The 24,564-nt window shown below is 66.7% G+C and carries 21 protein-coding genes; 12 read left to right on the top strand and 9 right to left on the bottom strand.

Going from position 1 to position 24,564, the window contains the following annotated elements; translation table 11 throughout:
- Positions 1–20 precede the first annotated feature (20 nt).
- The 4 genes from phnE (ACFSGJ_RS09505) to phnC all read right to left on the bottom strand — a co-directional run bounded on the left by phnE (ACFSGJ_RS09505) (position 21) and on the right by phnC (position 4,109).
- On the bottom strand, positions 21–1,367 hold the full coding sequence (phnE, locus tag ACFSGJ_RS09505; RefSeq protein WP_390261069.1) for a phosphonate ABC transporter, permease protein PhnE: 1,347 nt from the start codon (positions 1,365–1,367) through the stop codon (positions 21–23).
- Position 1,368: 1 nt separating this feature from the next.
- Complete coding sequence (gene phnE / locus ACFSGJ_RS09500) at positions 1,369–2,226, bottom strand: phosphonate ABC transporter, permease protein PhnE (RefSeq protein ID WP_390261067.1); 858 nt, start codon at positions 2,224–2,226, stop codon at positions 1,369–1,371.
- Between the two features lie 99 nt (positions 2,227–2,325).
- Positions 2,326–3,231 carry a phosphonate ABC transporter substrate-binding protein gene (gene phnD / locus ACFSGJ_RS09495; protein WP_390261065.1) on the bottom strand — a complete coding sequence of 302 codons (906 nt, stop codon included), beginning with the start codon at positions 3,229–3,231 and terminating at the stop codon, positions 2,326–2,328.
- A 62-nt stretch (positions 3,232–3,293) separates the two neighbouring features.
- A complete protein-coding gene (gene phnC / locus ACFSGJ_RS09490; protein WP_390261063.1) occupies positions 3,294–4,109 on the bottom strand; it encodes a phosphonate ABC transporter ATP-binding protein in 816 nt (271 codons plus the stop codon).
- A gap of 231 nt (positions 4,110–4,340) precedes the next feature.
- Between phnC and ACFSGJ_RS09485 the strand changes: the two genes are divergently transcribed.
- A complete protein-coding gene (locus ACFSGJ_RS09485; RefSeq protein ID WP_390261061.1) occupies positions 4,341–4,844 on the top strand; it encodes a flavin reductase family protein in 504 nt (167 codons plus the stop codon).
- Positions 4,845–4,850: 6 nt separating this feature from the next.
- Here the strand turns inward: ACFSGJ_RS09485 and ACFSGJ_RS09480 are convergent, their stop codons facing one another.
- Positions 4,851–6,074 (bottom strand): glycerate kinase type-2 family protein, encoded by a 1,224-nt coding sequence (locus tag ACFSGJ_RS09480; RefSeq protein ID WP_390261059.1) that lies wholly within the window; start codon positions 6,072–6,074, stop codon positions 4,851–4,853.
- A gap of 194 nt (positions 6,075–6,268) precedes the next feature.
- Here ACFSGJ_RS09480 and ACFSGJ_RS09475 point away from each other — a divergent pair, with 194 nt between their 5' ends.
- Complete coding sequence (locus ACFSGJ_RS09475) at positions 6,269–7,465, top strand: efflux RND transporter periplasmic adaptor subunit (protein WP_390261057.1); 1,197 nt, start codon at positions 6,269–6,271, stop codon at positions 7,463–7,465.
- A 173-nt stretch (positions 7,466–7,638) separates the two neighbouring features.
- The gene (locus tag ACFSGJ_RS09470; RefSeq protein ID WP_390261056.1) at positions 7,639–10,773 is read left to right on the top strand and encodes an efflux RND transporter permease subunit; all 3,135 of its coding nucleotides are present in this window, start codon (positions 7,639–7,641) and stop codon (positions 10,771–10,773) included.
- A 184-nt stretch (positions 10,774–10,957) separates the two neighbouring features.
- On the opposite strand, the gene ACFSGJ_RS09465 is transcribed toward ACFSGJ_RS09470, so the two are convergent.
- Entirely contained in the window at positions 10,958–12,115 is a 1,158-nt protein-coding gene (locus ACFSGJ_RS09465) for a M20 aminoacylase family protein (protein ID WP_390261054.1), read from the bottom strand.
- Positions 12,116–12,180: 65 nt separating this feature from the next.
- Between ACFSGJ_RS09465 and mazG the strand changes: the two genes are divergently transcribed.
- The 7 genes from mazG to ACFSGJ_RS09430 all read left to right on the top strand — a co-directional run bounded on the left by mazG (position 12,181) and on the right by ACFSGJ_RS09430 (position 18,946).
- Entirely contained in the window at positions 12,181–13,020 is an 840-nt protein-coding gene (mazG, locus tag ACFSGJ_RS09460; RefSeq protein WP_390261052.1) for a nucleoside triphosphate pyrophosphohydrolase, read from the top strand.
- A 90-nt stretch (positions 13,021–13,110) separates the two neighbouring features.
- Complete coding sequence (locus ACFSGJ_RS09455; protein WP_390261051.1) at positions 13,111–14,118, top strand: Fe(3+) ABC transporter substrate-binding protein; 1,008 nt, start codon at positions 13,111–13,113, stop codon at positions 14,116–14,118.
- 121 nt (positions 14,119–14,239) lie between these two features.
- The gene (locus tag ACFSGJ_RS09450; protein ID WP_390261049.1) at positions 14,240–15,181 is read left to right on the top strand and encodes a nucleoside hydrolase; all 942 of its coding nucleotides are present in this window, start codon (positions 14,240–14,242) and stop codon (positions 15,179–15,181) included.
- Between the two features lie 60 nt (positions 15,182–15,241).
- Positions 15,242–16,669 carry a protein adenylyltransferase SelO gene (locus tag ACFSGJ_RS09445; protein WP_390261048.1) on the top strand — a complete coding sequence of 476 codons (1,428 nt, stop codon included), beginning with the start codon at positions 15,242–15,244 and terminating at the stop codon, positions 16,667–16,669.
- Between the two features lie 120 nt (positions 16,670–16,789).
- A complete protein-coding gene (locus ACFSGJ_RS09440) occupies positions 16,790–17,209 on the top strand; it encodes a Fur family transcriptional regulator (protein WP_390261046.1) in 420 nt (139 codons plus the stop codon).
- Positions 17,206–18,480, top strand: coding sequence for a phosphopyruvate hydratase (gene eno / locus ACFSGJ_RS09435; RefSeq protein ID WP_390261045.1), 1,275 nt, complete (start codon positions 17,206–17,208; stop codon positions 18,478–18,480). The genes ACFSGJ_RS09440 and eno overlap by 4 nt, the downstream gene beginning before the upstream one ends.
- Positions 18,481–18,526: 46 nt before the next feature.
- Positions 18,527–18,946: a cupin domain-containing protein gene (locus ACFSGJ_RS09430; RefSeq protein WP_390261043.1), complete on the top strand. Its 420-nt coding sequence runs from the start codon at positions 18,527–18,529 to the stop codon at positions 18,944–18,946.
- Between the two features lie 147 nt (positions 18,947–19,093).
- Here ACFSGJ_RS09430 and ACFSGJ_RS09425 read toward each other — a convergent pair whose 3' ends face one another.
- Entirely contained in the window at positions 19,094–20,179 is a 1,086-nt protein-coding gene (locus tag ACFSGJ_RS09425; RefSeq protein ID WP_390261041.1) for an anhydro-N-acetylmuramic acid kinase, read from the bottom strand.
- Positions 20,180–20,242: 63 nt separating this feature from the next.
- On the opposite strand from ACFSGJ_RS09425, the gene tyrS reads away from it, so the two are divergent.
- A complete protein-coding gene (gene tyrS / locus ACFSGJ_RS09420; protein WP_390261040.1) occupies positions 20,243–21,496 on the top strand; it encodes a tyrosine--tRNA ligase in 1,254 nt (417 codons plus the stop codon).
- Between the two features lie 237 nt (positions 21,497–21,733).
- Here the strand turns inward: tyrS and ACFSGJ_RS09415 are convergent, their stop codons facing one another.
- The gene (locus ACFSGJ_RS09415; protein WP_390261038.1) at positions 21,734–22,393 is read right to left on the bottom strand and encodes an ABC transporter ATP-binding protein; all 660 of its coding nucleotides are present in this window, start codon (positions 22,391–22,393) and stop codon (positions 21,734–21,736) included.
- A 2-nt stretch (positions 22,394–22,395) separates the two neighbouring features.
- On the bottom strand, positions 22,396–23,697 hold the full coding sequence (locus tag ACFSGJ_RS09410) for a KpsE/RkpR family capsule polysaccharide export protein (protein ID WP_390261036.1): 1,302 nt from the start codon (positions 23,695–23,697) through the stop codon (positions 22,396–22,398).
- A 63-nt stretch (positions 23,698–23,760) separates the two neighbouring features.
- Here ACFSGJ_RS09410 and ACFSGJ_RS09405 point away from each other — a divergent pair, with 63 nt between their 5' ends.
- Positions 23,761–24,564, top strand: coding sequence for an ABC transporter permease (locus ACFSGJ_RS09405; RefSeq protein ID WP_390261034.1), 804 nt, complete (start codon positions 23,761–23,763; stop codon positions 24,562–24,564).

Raw genomic sequence — 24,564 nt, 5'->3', positions numbered from 1 at the left:
GATGATGGTCGCTGGCCGGGTCAGTGCCCGCTGCCGTCCCCCGTGATGAGCCTGCGGCGCAGCCAGCCGGAGACGGTGTCCATCACCATGACCATCAGGATGATGAGCACGATGTAATAGCTGACCTGTTCCCAGTCTTTCTGCGTGTTGATCGCCTGCGTGATGAAAAGCCCGATGCCCCCGCCCACGATGGCGCCGATGATGGTCGCGCTGCGGGTGTTCGACTCGAAGAAATAGAGCATCTGGCTCAGCAGCACGGGCATCACCTGCGGGATCACCCCGAAGCGGTAGCGTTGCATCGCATTGGCCCCGGTGGACCGGATGCCCTCGACCTGCTTCTTGTCGGTGTTTTCCAGCGCCTCCGAGAACATCTTGCCGAAGGACCCGGTATCGGTGACGAGCATGGCGAGCGCCCCGGTCATCGGCCCCGGGCCAAAGGCGCGCGCAAGGATGATGGTCCAGATCAGCCCGTCCACCCCCCGCACGAAGTCAAAGAGCCGACGGATGCCGAACCGCGCCGGGGCCGACGGCGAAAAGTTCCGCGCCGCAAGGAAGGCCAGTGGCAGCGCCACAAGGGCCGCGCCGAACGTCCCGAAAAAGGCCATCAGCACCGTTTCGCCGAGCGCCCAATAGACATCGCCATGCCGCCAGACGCGGTTATACCAGAAATCATGCGCCATCGCGGCGATGTTCGACCGCTGCGGCACCACACGCTCGTCGGAAACGGCAAGCGAGGCGATCTCGGACAGGCTGCGGCCATAGAAGGGGCTGTCGATGCTGAACCAGAACATCTCCCACCCGAAGAAATAGCGGAAGAGCTCGATCTTGGTGCGCGTCACGATCAGCCGCGCGCCGTCGAGGAAGACGACAAGCCGCTGGTCCGACTGGTTCACCTGCGCGGGATTGAGGTCGGGCAGGATGGCGCGGACGCCCTCGCGCGTGGGCTCGGCCTCGATCACGCCGCCATCCGGCAGGGTGATGCGCACGATCCCGTCGGCGATGATGGCGCTCTGGCCCCGGCCAAGGTCTATTCCGGCGCCCTGCCCTTGCAGTTCCACCCAGTCGGGGGCGGTGCCGGCGGGATAGGCGCCCTTGACCTCACCCTCGATGGCGACGCTGATATTGCCGCTGCGGGCGTCCTGCACCACATGAACCTTGTGCGAATAGCTGTCGGCCACAAGGATACGCGCATTGTCGAGCCGCGCCCGCTGCGCCAGCCCGGCGACGTCGAAGGCAAAGAAGATATAGGTCAGGTAAAGCAGCACCAGCGCCGGCAGGCCGAAGCTGAAGAACCGCTTGCGCCGGAACAGGCGGTCTGCCGACTGGCGCAGGTCCGGGGCGGCGATGGCGGTCTCGGTCAGGGCCATGTCAGTGCTCCGCGCTGGCGAGTTTGTTGCGGTAGTGGCTGGAGATCTGGTCGACCACGACGATGGTGACGAACAACAGCAGGAAGATCGCCGCCGCCTGGTCGAACCGTCCCGGCCCCCAGGTCATCGCGTTGCGCAGGTCATAGCCGATCCCGCCCGCGCCCACGAAACCGAGGATCGCCGAGGCGCGGATGTTGATCTCGAACCGCATCATCGCATAGCTCAGGAAGTTGGGCGCGACCTGCGGCATCACCCCGAACCACATCCGCTGCGCCCAGTTCGCCCCGACCGAGGCGAGCCCCTCGACCGGCTTGAGGTCGGCGTTTTCCGCCACCTCGGAGAAAAGCTTGCCCAGGGCGCCGGCCGTATGCAGCGCGATGGCGACCATCGCGGGAACCGGCCCGCCGCCCAGAATGAAGATCAGGACCAGCGCGATCACGATTTCGGGGATGGCGCGCAGGATGTCCATCAGCCGACGGAAGACCGGCGTCGCCCGCGGCCAGAGCGCAAGACCCCGCGTCGCCAGCAGCGCGAAAAGCGTGCCAAGCAACGCGCCGAAAATGGTCGAGGCCGCGGCGATGTTGATCGTCTCGATCAGCGAGGGGAAATAGGTGACGAAATGCGCAGGCAGGCGGTCGGCCTTGGCCCAGGCCTCGGCGATCAGGCCGGCGGGAAACTCGAAGACGCGGCTGAGCCCGTTCAGGAACCCGCCCGCGTTGCGCGCCTCCAGCGTGTCGAAGGCGGTGATCATCATCAGCACGAAGACCAGCAGCAATAGCCCGCTGTAGATCCGTCGCCGCTGCGTCAGCGCCATGTAGTCGGCGCGGATGTCGCGCCCGTTCATCGCCAGTTCGGCCATGCACAGTTCCCCGTGTTTCGCCCGTCAGATGCCGGAAGGTCAGGTGGCAACGAAACAGGGCCGCAGGGTTTCCCCCACGGCCCGCTACTCGTTACCGGGTCACTCGCTTGCGGCGCGACGCGCCTCGACGATGGAGATGTAGGCGTCGTGCTGGATCGGCATCACGCCCAGGGCCTCGCCGGCCAGAACGCCATAGGCGCAGTCCGGATCCATGTAGGGCAGCGACGCGGTCAGGCCGGTCACCATCGCCTTGACGTAGGACGGCAGGTCCTTGCGCAGGACGATCGGACCTTCCGGGATAGGCTTGGATTTCCAGATTTCGACGATGTCGTTCATGTCGACGATGCCGGCATCCGACGCGCGGCGCAGCGCGCCCGAATTGTAGCCGTCGAGCCAGTCACCAAGACCGTCGGCCCAGGTCACGCCCGCGTCGATATCGCCGTTCGCGACCGCGACGATGGTCTGTTCATGACCACCAGTGAACACGATGTCGCTGAAATATTCGCCGGGGGTCATCGAAAAACCCTCTTCAGGGATCTCGACCAGCGGGATCAGGTAGCCCGAGGTGGAGTTCGGATCGCCGAAGCCGAAGGTGCGGCCCTGCATGTCGGCAAGGCTTTCGATGCCGCTGTCGCTGCGGGCAAAGCCGATCGAGTGATAGCCGTAGGACCCGTCGAGGTTCACCTTGACCAGCACCGGTTCGACCGCATCGGGGTTTTCGAGATAGATCGCCGCATAGGCCGAGGCACCCAGCCACGCCATGTCGAGCGTCCCGCCCAGCAGGCCCTGGATCACGCCGTTATAGTCCGCGGCCGTGAAAAGACGGGTCGGGACGCCCAGCAGTTCCTCGGTCTTGGCGCGGAAACACTCGTTCGAGTTCATCCGGTCCTGCGCGTTCTCGCCGCCCAGAAGGCCGATACGGAACTCGGTGATTTCCTGCTCTTGCGCCTGGGCCGCACCGGCCAGAAGCGCGGTCGTCGCCAGAAGGGCAGCGAACTTTTTCATGTGGGTATACTCCGGGTGTTGCAAAGAAAAACCCGCGCCGGATGACGCGGGCGGGAAAGGATTCAGGTAGTCAGCATCGCCTCGCGGTAAGCTGCGGTTTCCAGCGTCTCGAGGCTGGTCGAGGTGGAGGCCTCGCTGAAGCTTTCGTCAGCGCCATAGATGTCGCGCGCGACGCCGGTGGTCAGTTGCTCGGGCGTGCCGTCGAACACGATCCGCCCCGCGCGCATCCCGATCACCCGGTCGCAATAGCGGCGCGCCGTGTCGAGCGTGTGGAGGTTCGCGATGACCATGCGCCCGTCTTCCTCGTGGATGCGCCGCAGGGTATCCATCACGATTTGCGCATTCATCGGGTCGAGGCTGGCAATGGGTTCGTCCGCCAGGATGATCTTTGGGTCCTGCATCAGGGCGCGGGCGATGGCCACGCGCTGCTGCTGGCCGCCCGACAGCGCCTCGGCCCGTTTCGGCGCCTGTTCGGCGATGCCGAGCCGTTCGAGGATGTCGATCGCCTTGTGGATATCCGCCTGTGGAAAGAGGTTGAACATCGAGGCAAGCGTCGAGCGGCGGTTCAGCGTCCCGTGCAGAACGTTCGACACAACGTCCATCCGCGGCACCAGGTTGAACTGCTGAAAGATCATCGCGCACTGGCTTTGCCACGCCCGCTTTTCCGTCCCGTTGAGCGCGAGGATATTGCGCCCCTCGACCCGGATTTCGCCCGAGGTCGCATCTGTCAGGCGGTTCATCATCCGCAGGAAGGTCGACTTGCCCGCGCCCGAGCGACCGATGATCCCCACCATCGCAGGCCGGTCCACCACGAAACTCGCATGGTCTACGGCAATGTTCTGGCCAAAGATCTTGGTCACGTCATGGACAACGAGCATCTGGCACCCCCAAGGCTGTTCGCGGCCCCTCCTACGGGTGCTGGACAACGCATTGGTTACGGTTCGGTGAAAGTTCTGTAACGGACGGGAACCCGAACGGAATTGCCGCGTTTGATGGCCTTCGCGTTCGGGCGCGATGGCATCTGCCGGGCGGCTTGCCTAAGATGGCGGCAGGATTAGATGCAATCGGCCGGGGCCAGCCCGGGGCTGCGATGGCCGACGGAGGACGCGTTGAACGAAGACATATTCATGCCCGGCCCCGGGACCGCCCGCGATTTCCGGCGGGCCCTGGGGCGGTTCGCGACCGGCATCACCATCGTCACCACGCAATCTTCGCAAGGCCCGGTCGGGCTGACGGCGAACAGCTTTACCAGCGTCTCGCTCGACCCGCCCCTTGTGCTCTGGTGCCCGGCCCGGACATCCCGGCGTCACGACGCCTTTGTCGGGGCCGAGCATTTCGCGATCCATGTCCTTGCCGACGACCAGCACGAGCTGATGCGCAGCTTCGTCGCGCCTGATGCCGGCTTTGACCTGCCCGGCATCGCCTATAGCGATGAGGGAACGCCGCTCTTGCCCGGCTGTCTGGCCCGGTTCGAGTGTCTGCGCGCCGCAACCCACGACGGCGGCGACCACACGATCATACTTGGCCGGGTTCTGCGGGTCGCGCTGCGCAAGGGCGCGCCGCTCATCTTTTCGGGCGGTCAATACGGGGCGTTCCAGCCCATTCCGGGCTAGGCCCGCTCAGCCCCGGATCATCACCTGCACATCGGCGACATTGGTGCCCGTCTCGCCGGTCATCAGCAGATCGCCGGCCGCGGCCAGCGCCGGGTAGCTGTCGTTTTCCGCCAGCGCATGGGCCGGATCGACGCCCGCCGCCCGCATCCGCGAAAGCGTTTCATGATCCACGATGCCGCCCGCCGCATCGGTCGGCCCGTCCCTCCCGTCCGTGCCGCCGGACAGGAACACGAAGGGCCCCGCGATGCCCAGTTCCTCGGCCCGCAGCGCGACGCGCAGGGCGAGTTCCTGATTGCGCCCGCCCCGCCCCTGACCGCGCAGCTTCACGGTGGTCTCGCCCCCGAAAAACGTGACATCAGGGCCCGCCTCTTGCCAGATGCGAGCGGCGGCCTCTTCGACATCGCCGGTCAGAGGGTGGACCACCCGCGCATCCGTATCCTGCGCCATCGCCCGGACAGACAGAATGTTCGACCCGATCAACCGGTTCTCGGCAGGCGCCGGCACGGGCGGCGCCCCATCCGAGATCAGATGCGCGCGCACCGCGTCAGGCAGCCTGTCCCAAAGCCCGCGCGACTGCAGCGCCGCCCGCGCGGCTGTTCTGTCGCCCAGCGGGGCAACGGTGGGGCCCGAAGCCACGATGCGCAGGTCATCCCCCACCACATCCGACAGGATCAGCGCCCGCACGAATGCCGGCGCCGCGGCCCGCGCAAGCCCGCCGCCCTTGGTCCGTGAAAGCTGCTGACGCACCAGGTTCATCTCGGCGATATCAGCGCCAGAGGCCAACAGCAGCCGGTTGACCGTCGCCTTGTCCTCCAGCGTCAGCCCTTCGGCCGGCGCGGGCAAAAGCGCCGAACCACCGCCCGAAATCAGGAAAAGCACCTGATCCCCCGCCCGCAGGTCCGCAAGCCGGGCGAGAACCTCGTTCGCGGCGGCGGCACCCCGGGCGTCCGGAACGGGGTGCCCCGCAGCGCGTATGTCGACACCCTCCAGCGGGTCTGCATTCGCGTCGGTCGTCACGATCAGGCAACGGCCCGGCGCGACCGGCAGCGCTGCAGCAGCCATCGCGCGGGCCGCCTTGCCCAGTGCAATGACTTCGCGACGGGCACCAGGTGCAAGCGCGGGCAGAGGGTTTTCCCCGAGGTCGGCCTGAACCGCGCGGGCTGGATCGGCGGCGGCAACCGCCCGTTCAAACAGCCCTTTCGCCCGGGCGCGGGCCGCAGAAATATCCATAATCAAAGCGTAACACATCGACGCGCCGCCCGAAAAGATGGCAATCAACTGGATGTGATGCAATTTGGACGACGGATGACATAGTTCTGCGCTTATAAACAACAGTGCATTGCATTGCCGGGCCTATCCTGCATTTTCACACAGGCCACCACGCACCGCACCCGACCGCGGCAGCCAACAGCCAGGGAGCCAGTATGCCGATCTGGAAACAGATGACCCTCGCCCTTTCTCTCGTTCTGCTGGCAGTGGTCGCCTGGGCGTTGTTCGTGCCGTCAGCGGCACCGCTGCTGCAACGTGTCGGCATTCTGCAGCCCCTCCAGCAGATCGGTCTTGCGGCGACCCCGCCGGCTGATCCTCGACCTCGGGGCGGCCCGGGGCAGGCAGGCGGGACCGCCACGCGCGTGGTCGCCGCCCCCGTCACCATCGGCATCCTGAACGATGATGTGAGCGCCATAGGCACCGGTCAGGCGATCCGGTCGGTCGCCCTTGTCCCCGAGGTCGCGGGCCGCGTTACCGAGGTTCTCGTGACCTCGGGCGAGGCCGTGACAGCGGGGCAGACCCTTGTGCGGCTCGACAGCGAGGCGGAGGAAATCGCCGTGCAACGCGCGACGCTCGCGCTCGAGGATGCGCAGGCGACGGCCGAGCGGCTCGAACGGCTCCGGACCTCAGGCGCGGCATCAGAGGTACAGCGCCAGGACGCGGCACTTGCGGTACGGAACGCGGAACTCGCGCTTCGGCAGGCGGCATTCGACCTCGCCCGGCGCCGGATCGTAGCGCCGATCACCGGCTCGGTCGGCATGATTAACATCGAACCCGGCAGCCAGATCACGAGCTCAACGGAAATCACCCGGATCGATGACCGCACCAGCCTGCTGATCGACTTTCGCCTGCCGGAACGGCTCGTGGCGCAGGTCCGCGTGGGCACGCCGGTCACGGCCATACCGCTCGCACGCCCGGGACAGGAAATCGAGGGCCGGATCAGCGCCATCGACAACCGCGTAGACCAGTCCTCGCGCACGCTGCGGATACAGGCGCGGATTGAAAACACCGATGACGACCTGCGCGCCGGCATGGCCTTTTCCATCTCGCTGCGGCTGGAGGGTGAGCCCTTTCCCGCGGTCGATCCTCTCTCGATCCAGTGGGGGGCGGAAGGATCGTTCGTCTGGGCGGTACAGGACGGCCGCGCGACCCGGGTGCCCGTGCGCATCATGCAGCGCGCCTCGAACCGGGTGCTTGTCCGCGCCGCGCTGGCCGAAGGCGATCTGGTGATCCGCGAAGGCGTGACGAACCTGCGCCCCGGCACGGCCGTCCAGCCCGAAGGCGCGGAACTGGGCGAACAACAGGGCGAGGCCGCCGAGGTCCGCGCAAGCGGACCGGTAACTGAGGGCTAGGTCCGCGCAAGCGGACCGGTAACTGAGGGCTAGGCCCGCGCAAGCGGACCGGTAACTGAGGGCTAGGCCCGCGCAAGCGGACCGACCACTGAAGGCTAAAGGCCCGCGAGAGCAGGCCGACGACCGAGGGCTTGGCACCTCCACCCGACGGAAGACCTACGAAAGGAGCCGCAATGCAGGACCAAGAGGATCACATCCGCGCCGGCCGTTCGGGCACTGCCCTTTTTGTGCGTCGCCCGATTCTGGCCTTCGTCCTGTCGGCGCTGATCGTGATCGCGGGTCTGGCGGGTCTTTTCGGGGTCGAGGTGCGCGAGCTTCCGGATGTGGACCGCCCCGTCGTCACGGTCACCACCAGGCTTTCCGGCGCGGGCCCCGAGACCATCGATCGCGAAATCACCAGCACGATCGAAGGGGCGGTCGGCCGCGTCTCGGGCGTCCGCTCGATATCTTCCACGTCCACCTTCGGACGCAGCCGAGTGACGATCGAATTCGGCGACTCGGTCAACCTTGATGTGGCCGCGACGGATGTCCGCGACGCCATCGGGCGGGTCAGGAACAACCTGCCGGATTCGGTGGATGAACCGCGCATCGTCAAGGCCGATGCCAATGCCGATGCGGTCATCCGGATCGGCGTGACCTCGTCCAGCCGCTCGGTTCAGGACCTCACAAGCTATGTCGAGGACAATATCGAGGATCGCCTGATCTCGGCCCCCGGGGTGGCCGACCTGCAGATCTGGGGCAACCGGCAAGAGATCTTCCGCGTCGATATCGACATGATGCAGCTTGCGAGCCGGGGCCTGACGCTGGCGGATATCCGGCGGACACTTGCCGACGTATCCTTCGACGCCCCCGCCGGCGCGCTGTCGAGTTCCGTGCAGAGCATCCAGGTCCGCACCACCGCCGCCGTGACCAGCCCCGCGCAGTTCGAGGACCTGATCCTGCGCGACGACATCCGGCTGGGCGAGATTGCGCAGGTTACGCTTGGCCCCGCCCCGGGCGAGAGCATCCTGCGCGCGAACGGCCAGAACGGCATCGGCCTCGGCATCGTGCGCCAGGCCCAGAGCAACACGCTCGACATCTCGGACGCGGTTACGGCGGTGGTCGAGGAAATCCAGACCATCCTGCCGCCCGATATTAACGTCTTCATCACCAGCGATGAGGCGACGTTCATCCGTGGCTCGATATCGGAGGTGGTCAAGACGCTGGGCTTGGCGGTGGCCATCGTCGTGGCGATCATCTTCCTGTTTCTGCGCGATACGCGCGCGACCCTGATCCCGGCGATCACCCTGCCCGTGGCGTTGATCGGGACGCTGGCCGCGATCTATATCGTCGGCTTTTCGGTCAATATCCTCACGCTGCTTGCGCTGGTGCTGGCGACGGGGATGGTGGTCGATGACGCCATCGTCGTGCTGGAAAACATCGTCCGCCGCCGGTCCGAGGGCATGGGGCCCCGCGCCGCCGCCGTCCTTGGCACGCAGCAGGTGTTCTTCGCCGTCGTGACCACCACCGCGACACTCGCCGCCGTGTTCATCCCGCTGTCGTTTCTGCCGGGGCAGACCGGGGGTCTGTTCCGCGAATTTGGCTTTACCCTTGCCATCGCGGTTCTGCTGTCATCAGTCGTGGCGCTGTCGCTCTGCCCGGTTCTGGCCAGCCGCCTGCTGACCCACGCCGGAGAGGACGATGCCGACGGGCCGATCCTGCGATTGGGGAATCGGCTGCAGGCAGTCTATGCCCGCACGCTGCGCATGGCGATGGCGGCCCCCTTGGTCGTGGTGGTGGTCGCAGCCCTGTTTACCGCCACGGCGGTTCTGGTCGCGGGCACCATTCGCCAAGAGGTCACGCCCAGCGAGGACCGTTCGGTCGCGCTGCTGAGCTTGCGTGCGCCACAGGGCGTGTCGCTCGACTATACCAACGCCAAGATGCAGGAGATCGAGGCGATCCTGGCCCCCTACCGTGACAGCGGTGAGGTCGAAAGCGTCTTTGCCATTGCCGGTCAGGGCGGCGACAATCGCTGCTTCGTGGTCATGACGCTCGCCCCGTGGGAGGCGCGGACCCGCAGCCAGCAAGAAATCGTGTCCGAAATCACCGCCCGTCTGGGCGACGTGATCGGCGTACGGGCTTTTGCCATTGAGCCGAACTCGCTTGGCATCCGGGGCGCGGGTCAGGGGCTGCGCTTTGCGGTGGTCGGCAGCAATTACGGCGAACTTGCGGCTGCCGCGCAGGCTCTGGTCGAACGGTTGCAGGAAAACCCGGCCATGGGTCAGGTGCGCCTGTCGTATGAAACGACACAGCCGCAGCTTTTCATCGAGGTCGATCGCCGCCGCGCCTCGGACCTCGGGATCGACATCGACGGTCTGGGCGAGGCGTTGCAGGCCGTTCTGGACGGCCGCACCGTGGGCACGGTCTATATCGAAGACACCAGCCTCGACATCACCATGCTTTCGACCGCGCAGCCGGTAAACGACCCCGGCGATCTGGAACGGGTCTTCATCCAGTCCGGCAGCGGCGAGATGATCCCCATGTCCACCTTCGTCACGCTGGAGGAACGCGCCGTCGCGCCACAACTCAGCCGCGAGAGCCAGATGCGCTCGGTCGAGGTCACCGCCAGCCTGACCCCCGATATCGCCTTGGGCGAGGCGCTGGCCGTGGCGCAGGCGCTGGCCGCCGACCTGCTTCCCGCCGGCAGCCACATCGTGCCCCTGGCCGAGGCTGCGACGCTGGGCGAAACGGCCTCGGGCCTGATGCTGACCTTCGGCTTTGCGATCCTTGTGGTCTTCCTCGTGCTCTCGGCGCAGTTCGAGAGCTTTGTCTGTGCGGCGATCGTCATGGCGACAGTCCCCCTGGGGCTTGCCTGCGCGATCTTTGCCCTGGCGATGACGGGCGGGAGCCTCAACGTCTATTCCCAGATCGGGCTGGTGCTTTTGGTGGGGATCATGGCCAAGAACGGCATCCTGATCGTCGAATTCGCGAACCAGTTGCGTGATCGCGGGCAGGATGTCGCGAGCGCGATCTTCGACGCATCCACGATCCGGCTGCGCCCGGTGATGATGACCATGGCCTCGACCGTGCTCGGGGGTGTGCCGCTGATCCTCTCCTCCGGCGCGGGGGCCGAGGCGCGCGAGGCCCTGGGCTGGATCATCGTGGGCGGCCTGGGCCTTGCGACGGTATCCACGCTTTACCTGACCCCGGTCGCCTATCTGCTGCTGGCACGGCTGACCACCCCAAAGGCCGAGGAAGAGGCACGGCTGGCGCGCGAACTCGCCGAGGCGGGCCGTGCCGGCAATCCCCGCGGCACCCCGGCGGAATAGCCCTGCCGCACCCGCCACAGGTGGCGCACCGTCTCACGCCGCCAAGCGGCGCACCGGCCCAACGCCGCCACAGGTGGCACCAGAGGCGGCACCAGATACAACGCCGCCGCAGGCGGCGCCCGGCCCAACGGGATGAGATGCGCCAGCATCGAAGACGGGCGGGAGAGGCCCCGCCCTCACCCGCTCAGCGCAGCGGCTGCACCTTCTCGACCAGCCGCGCGAAAAAGCTCGCCCCTACCGGCGCGACCTCATCGTTGAAGTCGAAACCGGGGTGATGCAGCCCCGGTCCCTCGCCCTGCCCAAGGAACAGGTAGGCGCCCGGCCGCGCCTCCAGCATGTAGGAGAAATCCTCGGCCCCCATCTCGCGCGTGGCCTCGGCATCGACCGCGCCCGACACCTCTTGCGCGACCTCGGCGGCAAGCGCGACACGGGACGCATCGTTGATCGTCGCCGGATAGCCGCGCCTGTAGTCCAGTTCCGCGCTCACGCCATAGGCGGCGGCCGTACCCGCCACGATCTCGCCCATGCGGCGTTCGACCATGTCCTGCACCGCCTTGTCGAAGGTCCGCACGGTCGCGCAGAACCACGCCCCGTCGGGGATCACGTTATCCGCCGTGCCCGCATGGATCTGCGTGACCGAGATCACCAGATCGCCCGTCGCCTTGTGGTTCCGGCTGACGATGGTCTGCACCGCGTTGATCATCGCAATGGCCGCGACGATGGGATCGGCGGTTTCATGCGGCATCGCCCCGTGGCCGCCGCGCCCCGTGACGCGCACCCATGCCGTATCCACCGCGGCCATGATCGGCCCCGGCGTCGTCACGAACCGCCCCGGCGGTGCATTGGGCGAGGTATGGAGCGCATAGACCTCCTCGATCCCGAACCGGTCGAGAACGCCCTCCTCCACCATCACGCGGGCGCCGCCGCCGCCCTCTTCGGCGGGCTGGAACATCAGCACCACGCGTCCCGCAAAGCGCCGCGTCTCGGCCAGGTACTTCGCCGCACCCAACAGCATCGTGACATGCCCGTCATGGCCGCAGGCATGCATCTTGCCCGGCACGGTCGAGGCATGGGGCAGCCCCGTCACCTCGTCCATCGGCAGCGCGTCCATATCGGCGCGCAGGCCGGTCACCGGCCCCGCCCCCTGCCCGTTGATCACCGCCACGACGCCCGAGGTCGCGATACCCTCGTGGATCTCGTCCACGCCGAAGTCGCGCAGGCGCCCGGCGACAAAGGCCGCCGTCTGGTGGCAGTCAAAGCCGGTTTCCGGATGCTGGTGCAGATGGCGTCGCCAACCCTTCATCTCTTCGGAATAATCGGCGATGCGGTTGAGAACGGGCATCATGGACTCCTTGCCGCTTTCGGGGAATTGTCCTGCCAGATGACCCCAAATCAGAGGCCGCCGCAATGACCATCGACCCTGCCACCCTTCCCGAAGCGCCGATGCCGCGGCTTTTGGCGATCATGGCGGCGCTGCGCGATCCGGAGCGGGGCTGCCCCTGGGACATCGAGCAGGATTTCGCCTCAATCGCGCCCTACACGATCGAAGAGGCCTATGAGGTCGCCGACGCCATCGAGCGACAGGATTTTCCGGCGCTGGAGGGCGAACTGGGCGATCTGCTGCTGCAGGTCGTCTATCACGCGCAGATGGGGGCCGAGGCGGGGCAATTCACCTTTGACAGCATCGCCGCCGCCACGAATGCCAAGATGATCGCGCGGCATCCGCATGTCTTTGCCGATGCGCCCCGCGACAAATCGGCCCAGGATCAGGTCGCCGACTGGGAGGCGATCAAGGCCGCCGAGCGCGCGGCGGGCGCTGAAAAGGGCGTGCTGGACGGGGTGGCGCTTGGCCTGCCGGCGCTGCTGCGGGCGGTCAAGCTGCAAAAGCGCGCCGCCCGGGTGGGGTTCGACTGGCCCGAAATCGGGCAGGTGCTGGACAAGGTCGCCGAAGAGACGCGCGAACTGACCGAGGCGCGCCAGACGATGGACCCGGACGCATTGGAGGAGGAATTCGGCGACCTTCTCTTCGTCATGGCAAATGTCGCGCGGCATCTCGCCATCGACCCCGAGGCCGCGCTGCGCCGCGCCAATGCCAAGTTCACGCGCCGCTTTGCCGCGATCGAGGCCGCCCTTGCGGCCGAGGGCCGGCGCCCCGATCAGTCGACACTGGAAGAGATGGACGCGCTTTGGGATCAGGCCAAGGCGGCAGAGAAATCTGTCGGGACATCCGCCCGGAAATCCGGTTGAACTTCAAGGACGACAAAAATTATCAGGATTGACCGGGCGAGGGCTTGCCGCCATAACAACGGCATTCAAGCCGACCTTATGGAGGAAAACATGTTCATCCGGACCGCTCTCTTGGGCAGCGCCATGGCGATCACCGCCCTTCCCGCCCTCGCGCAAGAGGTCAATGTCTACACCACCCGTCAGGCCTTCCTGATCGAGCCGGTGGTCGAGGCATTCACCGAGGCAACGGGCATCACCGTCAACCTCTCCTACCTCGAATCCGGTCTGGTGGAACGTCTGACGGCCGAAGGCGACCGCTCGCCCGCGGATCTGGTGCTGACGGTCGATATCGCGAACCTTCAGCAGGTGGTGGATGCGGGCGTCCTGCAACCGGTCGAGAGCGAGGTTCTGGAAGACGCGATCCCGGAAAACCTGCGCAGTCCGGATGATCTGTGGTTCGGCCTGACCAGCCGCGCCCGCGTCGTTTACGCCCACAAGGACCGCGTGGCCGATGGCGAGGTCACGACCTATGAGGATCTGGCCGACGAGAAATGGCGCGGCCGCATCTGCACCCGTCCGGGTGTGCATAACTACAACCTCGCGCTGCTGGCTGCCGTCATCGCCCATCACGGCGAGGAAGCGGCCCGCGAATGGGCCGAGGGCGTCAAGGCGAACCTTGCCCGCGTGCCGGAAGGCAACGACCGTCAGCAGGTCCGCGCGGTCTGGGCGGGCGAATGCGACATCGCACTGGCCAATACCTATTACATGGGCGCGATGCTCGCCGATGAGGAACAGCGCCAGTGGGCCGAGAGCGCCCGCATCGTCTTCCCGACCTTCGAGGATGGCGGCACGCATCTCAACATCTCGGGGATCGGCCTGACCCGCGCCGCGCCGAACCGCGACGAGGCGATCCAGTTCATGGAATACATGGTCTCGCCCGAGGCGCAGGCGATCTATGCCGAGCTGAACCACGAATATCCGGTGCTTGAAGGCGCCGAGCGCTCGGAGCTTGTCGCAAGCTGGGGCGAGCCCGAGTTCGACACCTATGACCTGACCGAGATCGCCCGCCTGCGCGGCGCGGCGCTCCGGATCATGGAAGAGGTCAACTTCGACGGCTAAGCCGTTGTCGTCTAACGGAAAAGGGCCCCGCTGGGGCCCTTTTTCATTCGGGGCAGGTCCGGGCACTGGACAATCGCCTGCCCCTGCGGTTTGCTCGGCCCGACCCGGACCGGAGAAGCACATGACCCCGCGCAAGATCATCATCGACACCGACCCCGGCCAGGACGATGCCGTGGCCATCCTGCTGGCGCTCGGCGGCCCCGAAGAGGTGGAGCTTCTGGGCATCACCGCCGTCGCGGGCAACGTGCCCCTGCCGCTGACGCAGAAAAACGCCCGCATCGTCTGCGAACTTGCCGGGCGGCCCGACGTCAAGGTCTTTGCCGGCTGCGAGGCGCCACTGAAGCGCAAGCTGGTGACGGCCGAGCATGTGCATGGCAAGACCGGGCTCGACGGGCCCGTGATGGCGGACCCGACCATGCCGCTGCAGGACCGGCACGCGGTCGATTTCATCATCGAGACGCTGCGGCAGGAACCGGAGGGCACGGTGACGCTGGTGCCCGTGGGGCCGCTTACCAACATCGCGACCGCGTTCCAGCGCGCCCCCGACATCATCCCCCGTGTGCAGGAAATCGTGCTGATGGGCGGCGCCTATTTCGAGGTGGGCAACATCACCCCCTCGGCCGAATTCAACATCTATGTGGACCCCGAGGCGGCGCAGGTCGTCTTTGGCTCGGGCGCGCCGGTCACGGTCATGTCGCTCGATGTGACGCACAAGGCGCTGACGAACCGTGCGCGGGTCGAGGCGTTCCGCGCGCTCGGCACGGCGCCGGGGCGGATGGTCGCGGAATGGACCGATTTCTTTGAACGCTTTGACAAGGAAAAGTACGGGTCCGAAGGCGCCCCCCTGCACGACCCCTGCGCCGTTGCCTGGCTGATCCGACCAGATCTGTTCAGTGGCCGCCGCATCAATGTCGAGATCGAGACCGAAGGCCGGTTCACGACCGGCATGACCGTGGCCGACTGGTGGGGCGTGTCGGGCCGCGCGCCAAACGCGCTCTGGATCAGGGAGATCGACGCCGAAGGGTTCTTTGCGCTGCTGACGGAACGGATCGCGCGGCTCTGATCCCTGGCGCCCCTTGGGTTCCGTGGCCGGGACCCTATGTCGATGGGGAGAGGAGGTCTGATGACCCTGCACATTCCCTTTGACAACAGCTATGCCCGGCTGCCCGACCGCTTTTACGCGCGGCTCGACCCGGTGCCCGTGGCGGAGCCGGCGCTGATCGCGCTGAACGACGATCTCGCGCAGGAAATGGGGCTGAACCCCGAGGAACTGCGCGGGCCGGATGGCATCGCGATGTTCGCGGGCAATCTGGTGCCCCCCGGGGCGGCCCCGCTGGCGCAGGCCTATGCCGGCCATCAGTTCGGCGGGTTCAGCCCGCAACTGGGCGACGGACGCGCGATCCTGCTGGGCGAGGTCCTGTCGCCCGAGGGCGCGCGCTGGGATCTGCAGCTCAAGGGGTCGGGTCGCACGCCCTTTTCGCGCATGGGCGACGGACGTGCATGGGTTGGCCCCGTGCTGCGGGAATACCTGCTCTCCGAGGCGATGCACGCGCTGGGGGTTCCGACGACCCGCGCGCTTGCCGCCGTCTCGACCGGAGAACCCGTCTATCGCGAAGGCGCCCTGCCCGGCGCGATCCTGACGCGGGTTGCGCCCAGCCATCTGCGCGTCGGCACCTTTCAGTTCTTTGCCGTCCGCCAGGATGAGGAGGCGCTGCGCCTGCTGGCCGACCATGCCATTGCCCGCCATTACCCGGACGCAGCGACGCCTGCCGATCTGTTGCGCGCGGCGGTGGCAGCGCAGGCGCGGCTGGTCGCGCATTGGATGGCGCTCGGCTTCATCCATGGCGTGATGAACACCGACAACAGCCATGTGGGCGGGATCACGATCGACTATGGCCCCTGCGCCTTCATGGACGACTATCACCCCGAAAAGGTCTTTTCCTCGATCGACCAGCAGGGCCGCTATGCCTATGCGAACCAGCCGCAGATCGCCGTCTGGAACATGGCGCAGTTCGCGACCTGCCTCTTGCCCCTGATGGGCGAACGGGACGCGGCGGTGGAAGAGGCGACGGAAATCGTGCACGGTTTCGCCGATGTCTATGAGGCCGAATGGCTGTCACGGTTCCGGGCCAAGCTGGGCCTTGCGACGGCCCGGGACGGCGACCGCGAACTGATCGACCTCTTGCTGACGCGGATGGCGCTGGGTCAGGCGGATTTCACCCGCACCTTCCGGGGGCTGGCCGAGGGCACGGCGCGTGACGAATTCCTCGACCGCGGTTCTTACGACGACTGGGAAACCCGCTGGCATGACCGGCTGAGCGCCGAGGGGCGCAGCCTCTCCGAGGCGCAGGCCGCGATGGCCCGGGTCAACCCGGCGATCATCCCGCGAAATCACCGGGTCGAAGAGATCATCGCCGCCGCCGTCGCGGGCGATCTGGCGCCGTTCCGCCAGCTGCACGCGGCGCTCCGCACGCCTTATGATGCCGATGACACCTGGCGCGCGGCACCCTATCCGGAACAGGTCGTGCGGCGGACCTTCTGCGGGACCTGACCGGCCTGCCCACCGCCTGGCATACCGGCGCGGGATACCGCCGCAAGCCCGCAAAAACGCTGGCCCTTCCGGCCCGGATCGCCTAGAACCCGGGACGGAAGGATCGGGCGGGACGACGGCATGAGGGACAGCATCATCAGCCGCTGCGAAGCGAAGGGCCTTCGCCTGACGGGCCAGCGTCGGGTGATCGCGCAGGTGCTGCAGGAGGCCGAGGATCACCCCGATGTGGAGGCGCTCTATTCCCGCGCATCCGCCATCGACCCGCGGATCTCGCTCGCCACCGTCTACCGCACCGTCAAACTCTTTGAGGAAGAGGGTATCCTGGACCGGCTGGAATTCGGCGACGGGCGCGCCCGCTATGAAGACGCCCATCGCGAACATCACGACCACCTGATCGACCTGAACACCGGGGCGGTGATCGAATTCATCGACCCCGATATCGAAGCGCTGCAGGAACGCATTGCCCGCAGGCTCGGCTACCGGCTTACCGGACACCGGCTGGAGCTTTATGGCGTGCCATTGAAGAAGGACGAGACATGAGCACGATTATCGACATCATCGGCCGAGAGATCCTTGACAGCCGGGGCAACCCGACGGTCGAGGTCGACGTGATCCTGGAAGACGGCTCGATGGGCCGGGCGGCGGTGCCTTCGGGCGCATCGACCGGCGCGCATGAGGCGGTCGAAAAGCGCGACGGCGACAAGGGCCGCTATCTGGGCAAGGGCGTGCTGGCCGCGGTCGAGGCGGTGAACGGTGAACTGGCCGAGGCGCTGGTCGGCTATGACGCGACGGAGCAGGTCGCCATCGACCGTACGATGATCGAGATCGACGGCACCCCGAACAAGGGCCGGCTGGGCGCCAACGCGATCCTTGGCGTGTCCCTGGCGGTGGCCAAGGCGGCGGCGGATGCCTGTGCGCAACCGCTTTACCGCTATGTGGGCGGCACCTCGGCCCGCATGCTGCCGGTGCCGATGATGAACATCATCAATGGCGGCGAACATGCAGACAACCCGATCGACATCCAGGAATTCATGATCATGCCGGTCGCCGCGGAGAACATCCGCGAGGCGGTCCGGATGGGGTCGGAGGTGTTCCACACCCTGAAAAAGGAACTTTCGGCGGCAGGCCTTTCCACGGCCATCGGCGACGAAGGCGGCTTTGCGCCCGACCTGTCGAGCACCCGCGACGCACTGGATTTCATCCTGAAGGCCATCGAGAAGGCGGGCTACAAGCCGGGGCAGGACATCTACCTCGCGCTCGATTGTGCAGCGACCGAGTATTACAAGAACGGCAGCTATGTCCTGTCGGGCGAAGGCAAGACGCTGTCGGCGGCCGAGAACGTCGACTACCTTGCGGCACTTTGCGCCGACTATCCGATCATCTCGATCGAGGATGGCTGTTCCGAGGATGACTGGGACGGCTGGAAGATGCTGACCGAACGTCTGGGCGACAAGGTGCAGCTGGTGGGCGACGATCTTTTCGTGACGAACCCCACGCGTCTGAAGCAGGGGATCGAGAAGGGCTGCGCGAACAGCCTGCTGGTCAAGGTGAACCAGATCGGCACCCTGACCGAGACGCTGGACGCCGTGCGCATGGCGGACCGGGCGCGCTATACCAGTGTCATGAGCCACCGGTCGGGCGAGACCGAGGATGCGACGATTGCGGACCTGGCGGTGGCGACGAACTGCGGCCAGATCAAGACCGGTAGCCTCTCGCGGTCGGACCGGCTGGCGAAATACAACCAGCTGATCCGCATCGAGGAAATGCTGGGCGAGACGGCGGAATATGCCGGGCGCAGCGTCCTGAAATGAACAAGAGGCCCGGCTTTGCCCGGGCCTTTTCCCCTATGAGGTGAGGATGACGGTGCAAGACCTGATCGGACGGCTGCGGCTGGAACGCCACCCCGAGGGCGGCTGGTACCGGCAGACATGGATGGCCGGGGGCGAAGGGCGGCCCAGCGGCACCTGCATCTATTTTCTGCTGGCCGCAGGCGAACGCAGCCACTGGCACCGGGTGGACGCGACCGAGATCTGGCATTTCTATGCTGGCGCGCCGCTGGTGCTGCGGATCGCCGCCGATGCCGCTGGCCCGGCGCTGGCGCATCGGCTGGGACCGGATCTGCTGGCCGGCGAGGAGCCGCAGATCATCGTCCCGCCGCATCACTGGCAGGCGGCCGAGACCACCGGCGACTGGACTCTTGTCGGCTGCACGGTGTCACCCGGCTTTCGGTTCGAGGGATTCGAGCTTGCCCCGCCGGGTTTCGAGATCGGGGCGTAGCGCTCCCGCCGGTTTTCGATGCTGACGCATCTCGTCCCGTTGGGCCCCGCGCGGGCTTTGCCCGCGCTAAGTGGATAAATAATGCGGGCTTTGCGCGCGCTAATTGGCACAATGCGGGCTGCGCCCACGCACGCGACGGAAGCCGTGTCAGGGCAGGCTGATCCGCCCGCCGGGCAGCGGGGCCGGAACCCCGGTCGTCATCGGCGCCGAGAGTGGCAAGCCGCGCTGCACCCGCACGGCGAGATAGGCAAAGGCCTGTGCCTCCAGCATGTCGCCGTTCAGGCCGATGCTCTCGACCGGTGCGACGGGACAGGGGGCGGCGGCGGCCATACCCTCCATCATCGCGCGGTTGTGCCTGCCGCCGCCGCAGACCAGGAGGCGCCTGGGCGGCGCCGGCATATGCGCAAAGGATGCCGCGACGCAGGCGGCAGCCGCCGCCACAAGGGTCGCCGCCGCATCGGCATCCGACAACCCCGCGACCCCCTCCATCAGATCGGGAAAGTGACGGTCCAGCGATTTCGGCGGCGGGCGCAGCAGCCAGTCGTTGCGCAGAAACGCACGCACGACGCCGTCCTCCGCCCGTCCCGACAGCGCGAGCGCCCCGCCATCGTCCTGCGCCACCCCGCGCCGTGCAAGCAGCAGATCGTTGAGCGGCGCATTGGCCGGCCCGGTATCGAACGCCACCAGCGCGCCCGCCGCTTCGGGTCGCGGCAGCGAAGGGTCCACCCATGTGACATTCCCCACCCCGCCGAGATTCAGGAATGCCACCGGCTGATCGAGCCCCGCCCAACGCGCGCAGGCATGGTGGAAGAAGGGCGCGAGCGGCGCCCCCTGCCCGCCCGCCGCTACATCGGCGCTGCGGAAATCCCACGCGACCGGCAGCCCCAGCCGCCGCGCCAGTTCGGCGCCGTCCCCGGCCTGATGCGTCCCGCGCCCGCCCGGATCATGGGCCAGCGTCTGGCCGTGAAACCCCAGAAGATCGGCGCCACCGGCAAGCGGCCCCAGCACCGCGACATGCGCCGCCTCGACCAGCGCCGCCGCCTCGGCCACGCCATCCTCGCCCGGCCAGAGACCAAAGGCGCGGCGGATCACCTCTCGCTCCGGCTCGGCATAGGGACGATAGGCGGTCTCGCCGAACGCCTCGATCCGCTCGCCATCCGTCCGCAAAAGCGCCGCGTCCACCCCGTCGAGCGAGGTGCCCGACATCGCCCCCAATGCCCAGATCGCCGTCATCACGCTTTTCCTTCCCCAAGTGGAAAGCTATAGACATGCCCACGTAACCAAGGGAAGACCCCGATGACATACCATGCGAAATCAGACTTCATGCGTGTGATGATCGAGCGCGGCTATCTTGCCGACTGCACCGATTATCAGGCGCTGGACGAGGCTTTGGTCAAGGGGGTCGTTCCTGCCTATATCGGCTATGACGCGACGGCCAAGTCGCTGCATGTGGGCCATCTGCTCAACATCATGATGCTGCGCTGGCTGCAAAAGACCGGGCACAAGCCGATCACGCTGATGGGCGGCGGCACCACCAAGGTGGGCGACCCGAGCTTCCGGTCCGATGAACGCCCGCTGCTGACGCCCGACCAGATCGACGAGAACATCGCCGGCATGAAGCAGGTCTTCGCGAAATACCTCCGCTACGGCGAGGGCGCGACCGATGCGATCATGCTGAACAATGCCGAATGGCTCGACAACCTGAACTACCTCGAATTCCTGCGGGATATCGGGCGGCATTTCAGCGTGAACCGGATGCTGTCGTTTGAATCGGTCAAGTCGCGGCTGGACCGGGAGCAGTCGCTGAGCTTCCTCGAGTTCAACTACATGATCCTGCAGGCCTATGACTTCCTGGAACTGAACCGCCGCTATGGCTGCCTGTTGCAGATGGGCGGGTCGGACCAGTGGGGCAATATCGTCAACGGCGTGGACCTGACGCGCCGGGTGATCGACCATGAGGTCTGGGGGCTCACCTCGCCGCTGCTGACAACCTCGGACGGGCGAAAGATGGGGAAATCGGCAGGCGGCGCCATGTGGCTGAATGCCGACATGCTGAGCCCCTATGAGTTCTGGCAGTTCTGGCGCAACACGACCGATGCCGATGTGGGCCGGTTCCTGAAATACTATACCGAGCTTCCGGTCGAGGAATGCGAACGGCTGGGCGCGCTGGCCGGGGCCGAGATCAACGCGGCCAAGATCATCCTCGCGAATGAGGTGACGACGATGTGTCATGGCGCCGAGGCGGCAGCTGCGGCCGAGGCGACGGCGCGCGAGGTGTTCGAGAAGGGCGGCGTGGGCGATGACCTGCCGACGCTGGCGCTGACCGCGGGCGAGGTCGGCGAGGGCATCAGCCTTGCGCAGCTCTTCGTGCGGTCGGGCCTTGCGAAATCCGGCAAGGACGCCAAGCGGCTGATCACCGAGGGCGGCGCGCGGGTGAACGATGCCGATGTCTCTGACCCCGGCCGGTTCTATGCGGCGAGCGACCTGGCGGAACCACTGAAGCTGACGGCCGGCAGGAAACGCCACGCGCTGGTCGTGCTGGCGGGGTAAGGCCGGGTTCCGGCGAGGGTCTGACCGGGACAGGCTCTCGCCGTCACCGCAAGTGCAGATTTTGGGCAGGCGCGCCGACGGGTAACCCTGTGCCGGACAGTCGGCGGGGCCGCCCCGGCCGATCGTGGCTGCACCAGTGGCATGGTCCGAACTCCCGCACGAGAGCGGTCTTCCCTGCGCGATACTCCGGCGGGGCGGGTGCTCAGGTCTGCACGTCCATTTGTCCATGCCACCGCCTTAACCGGCCGCCATCTGGCGCATGTGGAGGGCGATCGCCTCTTCCAGGTCGTCGTAGAGCGTGAGGCGCCCGGCCTCCAGCACGGCGCCCATGGTGCAGAGCCCGCGTAACACAGGCATCGAATGGCTGACCACGATGGCACCGCTATGCTTCAGCCGTTCGAGCAGCAGCGCCTGGCTTTTCTCGCGAAAGGCGGCATCGCCGACGCTTGTGACCTCATCCACCAGATAGGTGTCGAAATGGATGCCCATGCTGAGCGCGAAGGCGAGCCGCGCCTTCATCCCGGCGGAATAGCTGCCGACCGGCAGGGTGTAATGCGGCCCGAGCCCCGCGAGGTCGCCCACGATATCCTGCAGCATGTCGGTGTCGACGCCCGATGTCCGGGCGACGAAGCGTGCGGTCTGCGCGCCCGTCATCTCGGGGTGGAAATGGCCGGCAAAGCCGACCGGCCATGACACGCTGCCCGTCACATGCACCCGGCCGGATGTCGGCGCCATGGTGCCGGCGATCATCCGCATGAGGCTCGACTTGCCGGCGCCGTTCCGGCCCAGCAGCGCAATGGCACGCCGTGGCGGCAGGGTCAGGTTGATCCCGTCCGCCACCACCCGCAGGACGCCCCCCGTGACGAAACGCTTGCAGAGATGTTCGAGCCGGATCATCGTCAGCGCCTGTCGCGGATGCTGTAGTAAACCAGCACCCCCATCGCCCAGAACGCCATGAGCAAGAGCCCCGCCGTTCCGAGGATCACCCAGCGGCGCGGATAAAGCGCGCGTTCCGCAAGCGTCGGCCGCACATGGACGGCGAGAAAGCGCGCCTGCCGCCGCGCCCCCGCCTGTGCCAGATCATGGGCCGCAAGGGCGGCAAGATGCGCCTCTTCCGCGAATTGCTGCGTGACCAGAAGGCGTTCGTATTCGGCCATCAGATGGGCGTAGTCCATGGCGCCCCCGTCGTCAGGTGCGGCGGGACTGCCATCCCCCGCCATGCCCGGATCCGCCATCACAGGATCGCCTGCGGCCAGCGGCGCAGGCCGATCCCCGGTGCCAGCCGGATCGGACCCGCCGAACCGCCCCCGTTCGACCGCGATACGCCGGGCGATCACCTCGGCACGCCGCTCGGCCTGCGCGATGCGCGGATCGTCCGGGCGTGTGGCCCCGCGCAGCAGGTCGAGCGTCACCATCTCCTCGGTCAGTTGCGATTCAAGCATGTGGATCAGCGCGATGCGCCCCTGAAAATCGGCCTGCGGGTCGATGATCTGGCTGCGCGCGCGAAAGAGCGTCATCGCCTCACGCGCGGCGCGCACCCGGTCCTGCGCGGCGGTCAGTTCTTCCTCGGTCGAGAGGGTCGCGCCGATCCGCGCCGCGCGCGCGAGGTCGTTGATCATGCGGCTGCCTTCCTCATGAATCGCGGTCGCGATGGCCTGCGCCTGATCCGCCGTGGGCGCGGTGACGCGCAGCGTGATGAGGCCCGCGCTGCGGTCATGGATCACGCGCACCTGCCGGTGCCAGTGGCGATGCAGGTCCTCGATCGTGCCCGAAGGATCGAAGGCGAACAGCCGGTCGCGCGGCCAGTCCCGCGCGTAGATCGCCCGCAGGTCGAGCCGCGCATCGACCGCCGCGACGATATCCTGGCTGAGCAGGAAGTCGTGCAGCACATCCATGTCCGAGGCGGTCGAACCGCCCAGCAGCGCGAGCCCGCCGAGAAGGCCCAAATTCGCCGTCCCCTCCTCCGACCTCACCGAGAAGGCGGTGGTCGAGGCATACTGATCCGCCGCCCGCAGCCAGAGATATCCCCCGAGCGTGACCAGCGGCGCCAGGACGAGCAACAGAAAGGCGAACAGCACCCCGTGATGCCGCGCCCGCATCCGCGCGGCGGGCGCCGGTGCGGGAAAGAGATGCGGCACCACCTGCGGATCTGACGCGCGGGTCTGGGGCGACGGTTTTTCTTGCGTGACGGCCCGGGCCATGGGATGACTTTACCTGTGGTTGTGCAAACCCAGATCTCGCACGCATTGGTTATGAATTTCTGAATGACGTCTACGCATCCTGCCCCGGTTGAACCCGCACACCGCCAGAGAAGGACGGCGCGCACTGTCGTCGCGCTCATGCTGCGGGAAATGGCCACCAGCTATGGCCGGTCGCCCGGCGGCTATCTCTGGGCGGTGGCAGAGCCGGTGGCGGCACTGGCGCTCTTGTCGCTCGTGTTTTCGCTCGCTTTCGCGGCGCCTCCGCTGGGCACGAACTTTCCGCTCTTTTATGCGACGGGCTACCTGCCCTTCATGCTGTTCAATGATGTCGCGAACCGGGTCGCGACCTCGATCCGGTTTTCAAAGCCCCTCTTTGCCTATCCCGGGGTCGGTTATCTGGATGCGATCCTGGCGCGGTTCACGCTGGCGGTGCTGACGCATCTCGCCGTGGGGGCGCTGGTGCTGGGCGGCATCCTGACCATCTTTATCACCCATGCGACGCCCGAGCCGGGGCCGATCGTCGCGGCCCTGGGGCTGGCTGCAGCGCTGGCGCTGGGGATCGGTACGCTCAACTGCTATCTGATGACGGCCTTTCCCGTATGGGAGCGCGCCTGGCAGATCGCGACGCGACCGCTGTTCCTGATTTCGGGCATCTTCTTTGTCTATGACGGCCTGCCGCGCGCGGCGCAGGAAATCCTGTGGTTCAACCCGCTCATGCATATCGTGGGGCTGATGCGGCAGGGGTTCTATGGCTATTATGACGGTGCCTATATCAGCCCGCTTTATGTGGGGACGGTCTCGATTGCCACGCTCGTGACTGGGTTCATGCTGCTTTACCGCCACCACCGCCGCCTGATGGAGGATTAG

The sequence above is a fragment of the Halodurantibacterium flavum genome (genome assembly GCF_042681825.1).
GTDB lineage: Bacteria > Pseudomonadota > Alphaproteobacteria > Rhodobacterales > Rhodobacteraceae > Halodurantibacterium > Halodurantibacterium flavum.
The sequence above is the reverse complement of the archived record's forward strand: the minus strand, read 5'-3'. Positions and strand labels throughout refer to the sequence as shown.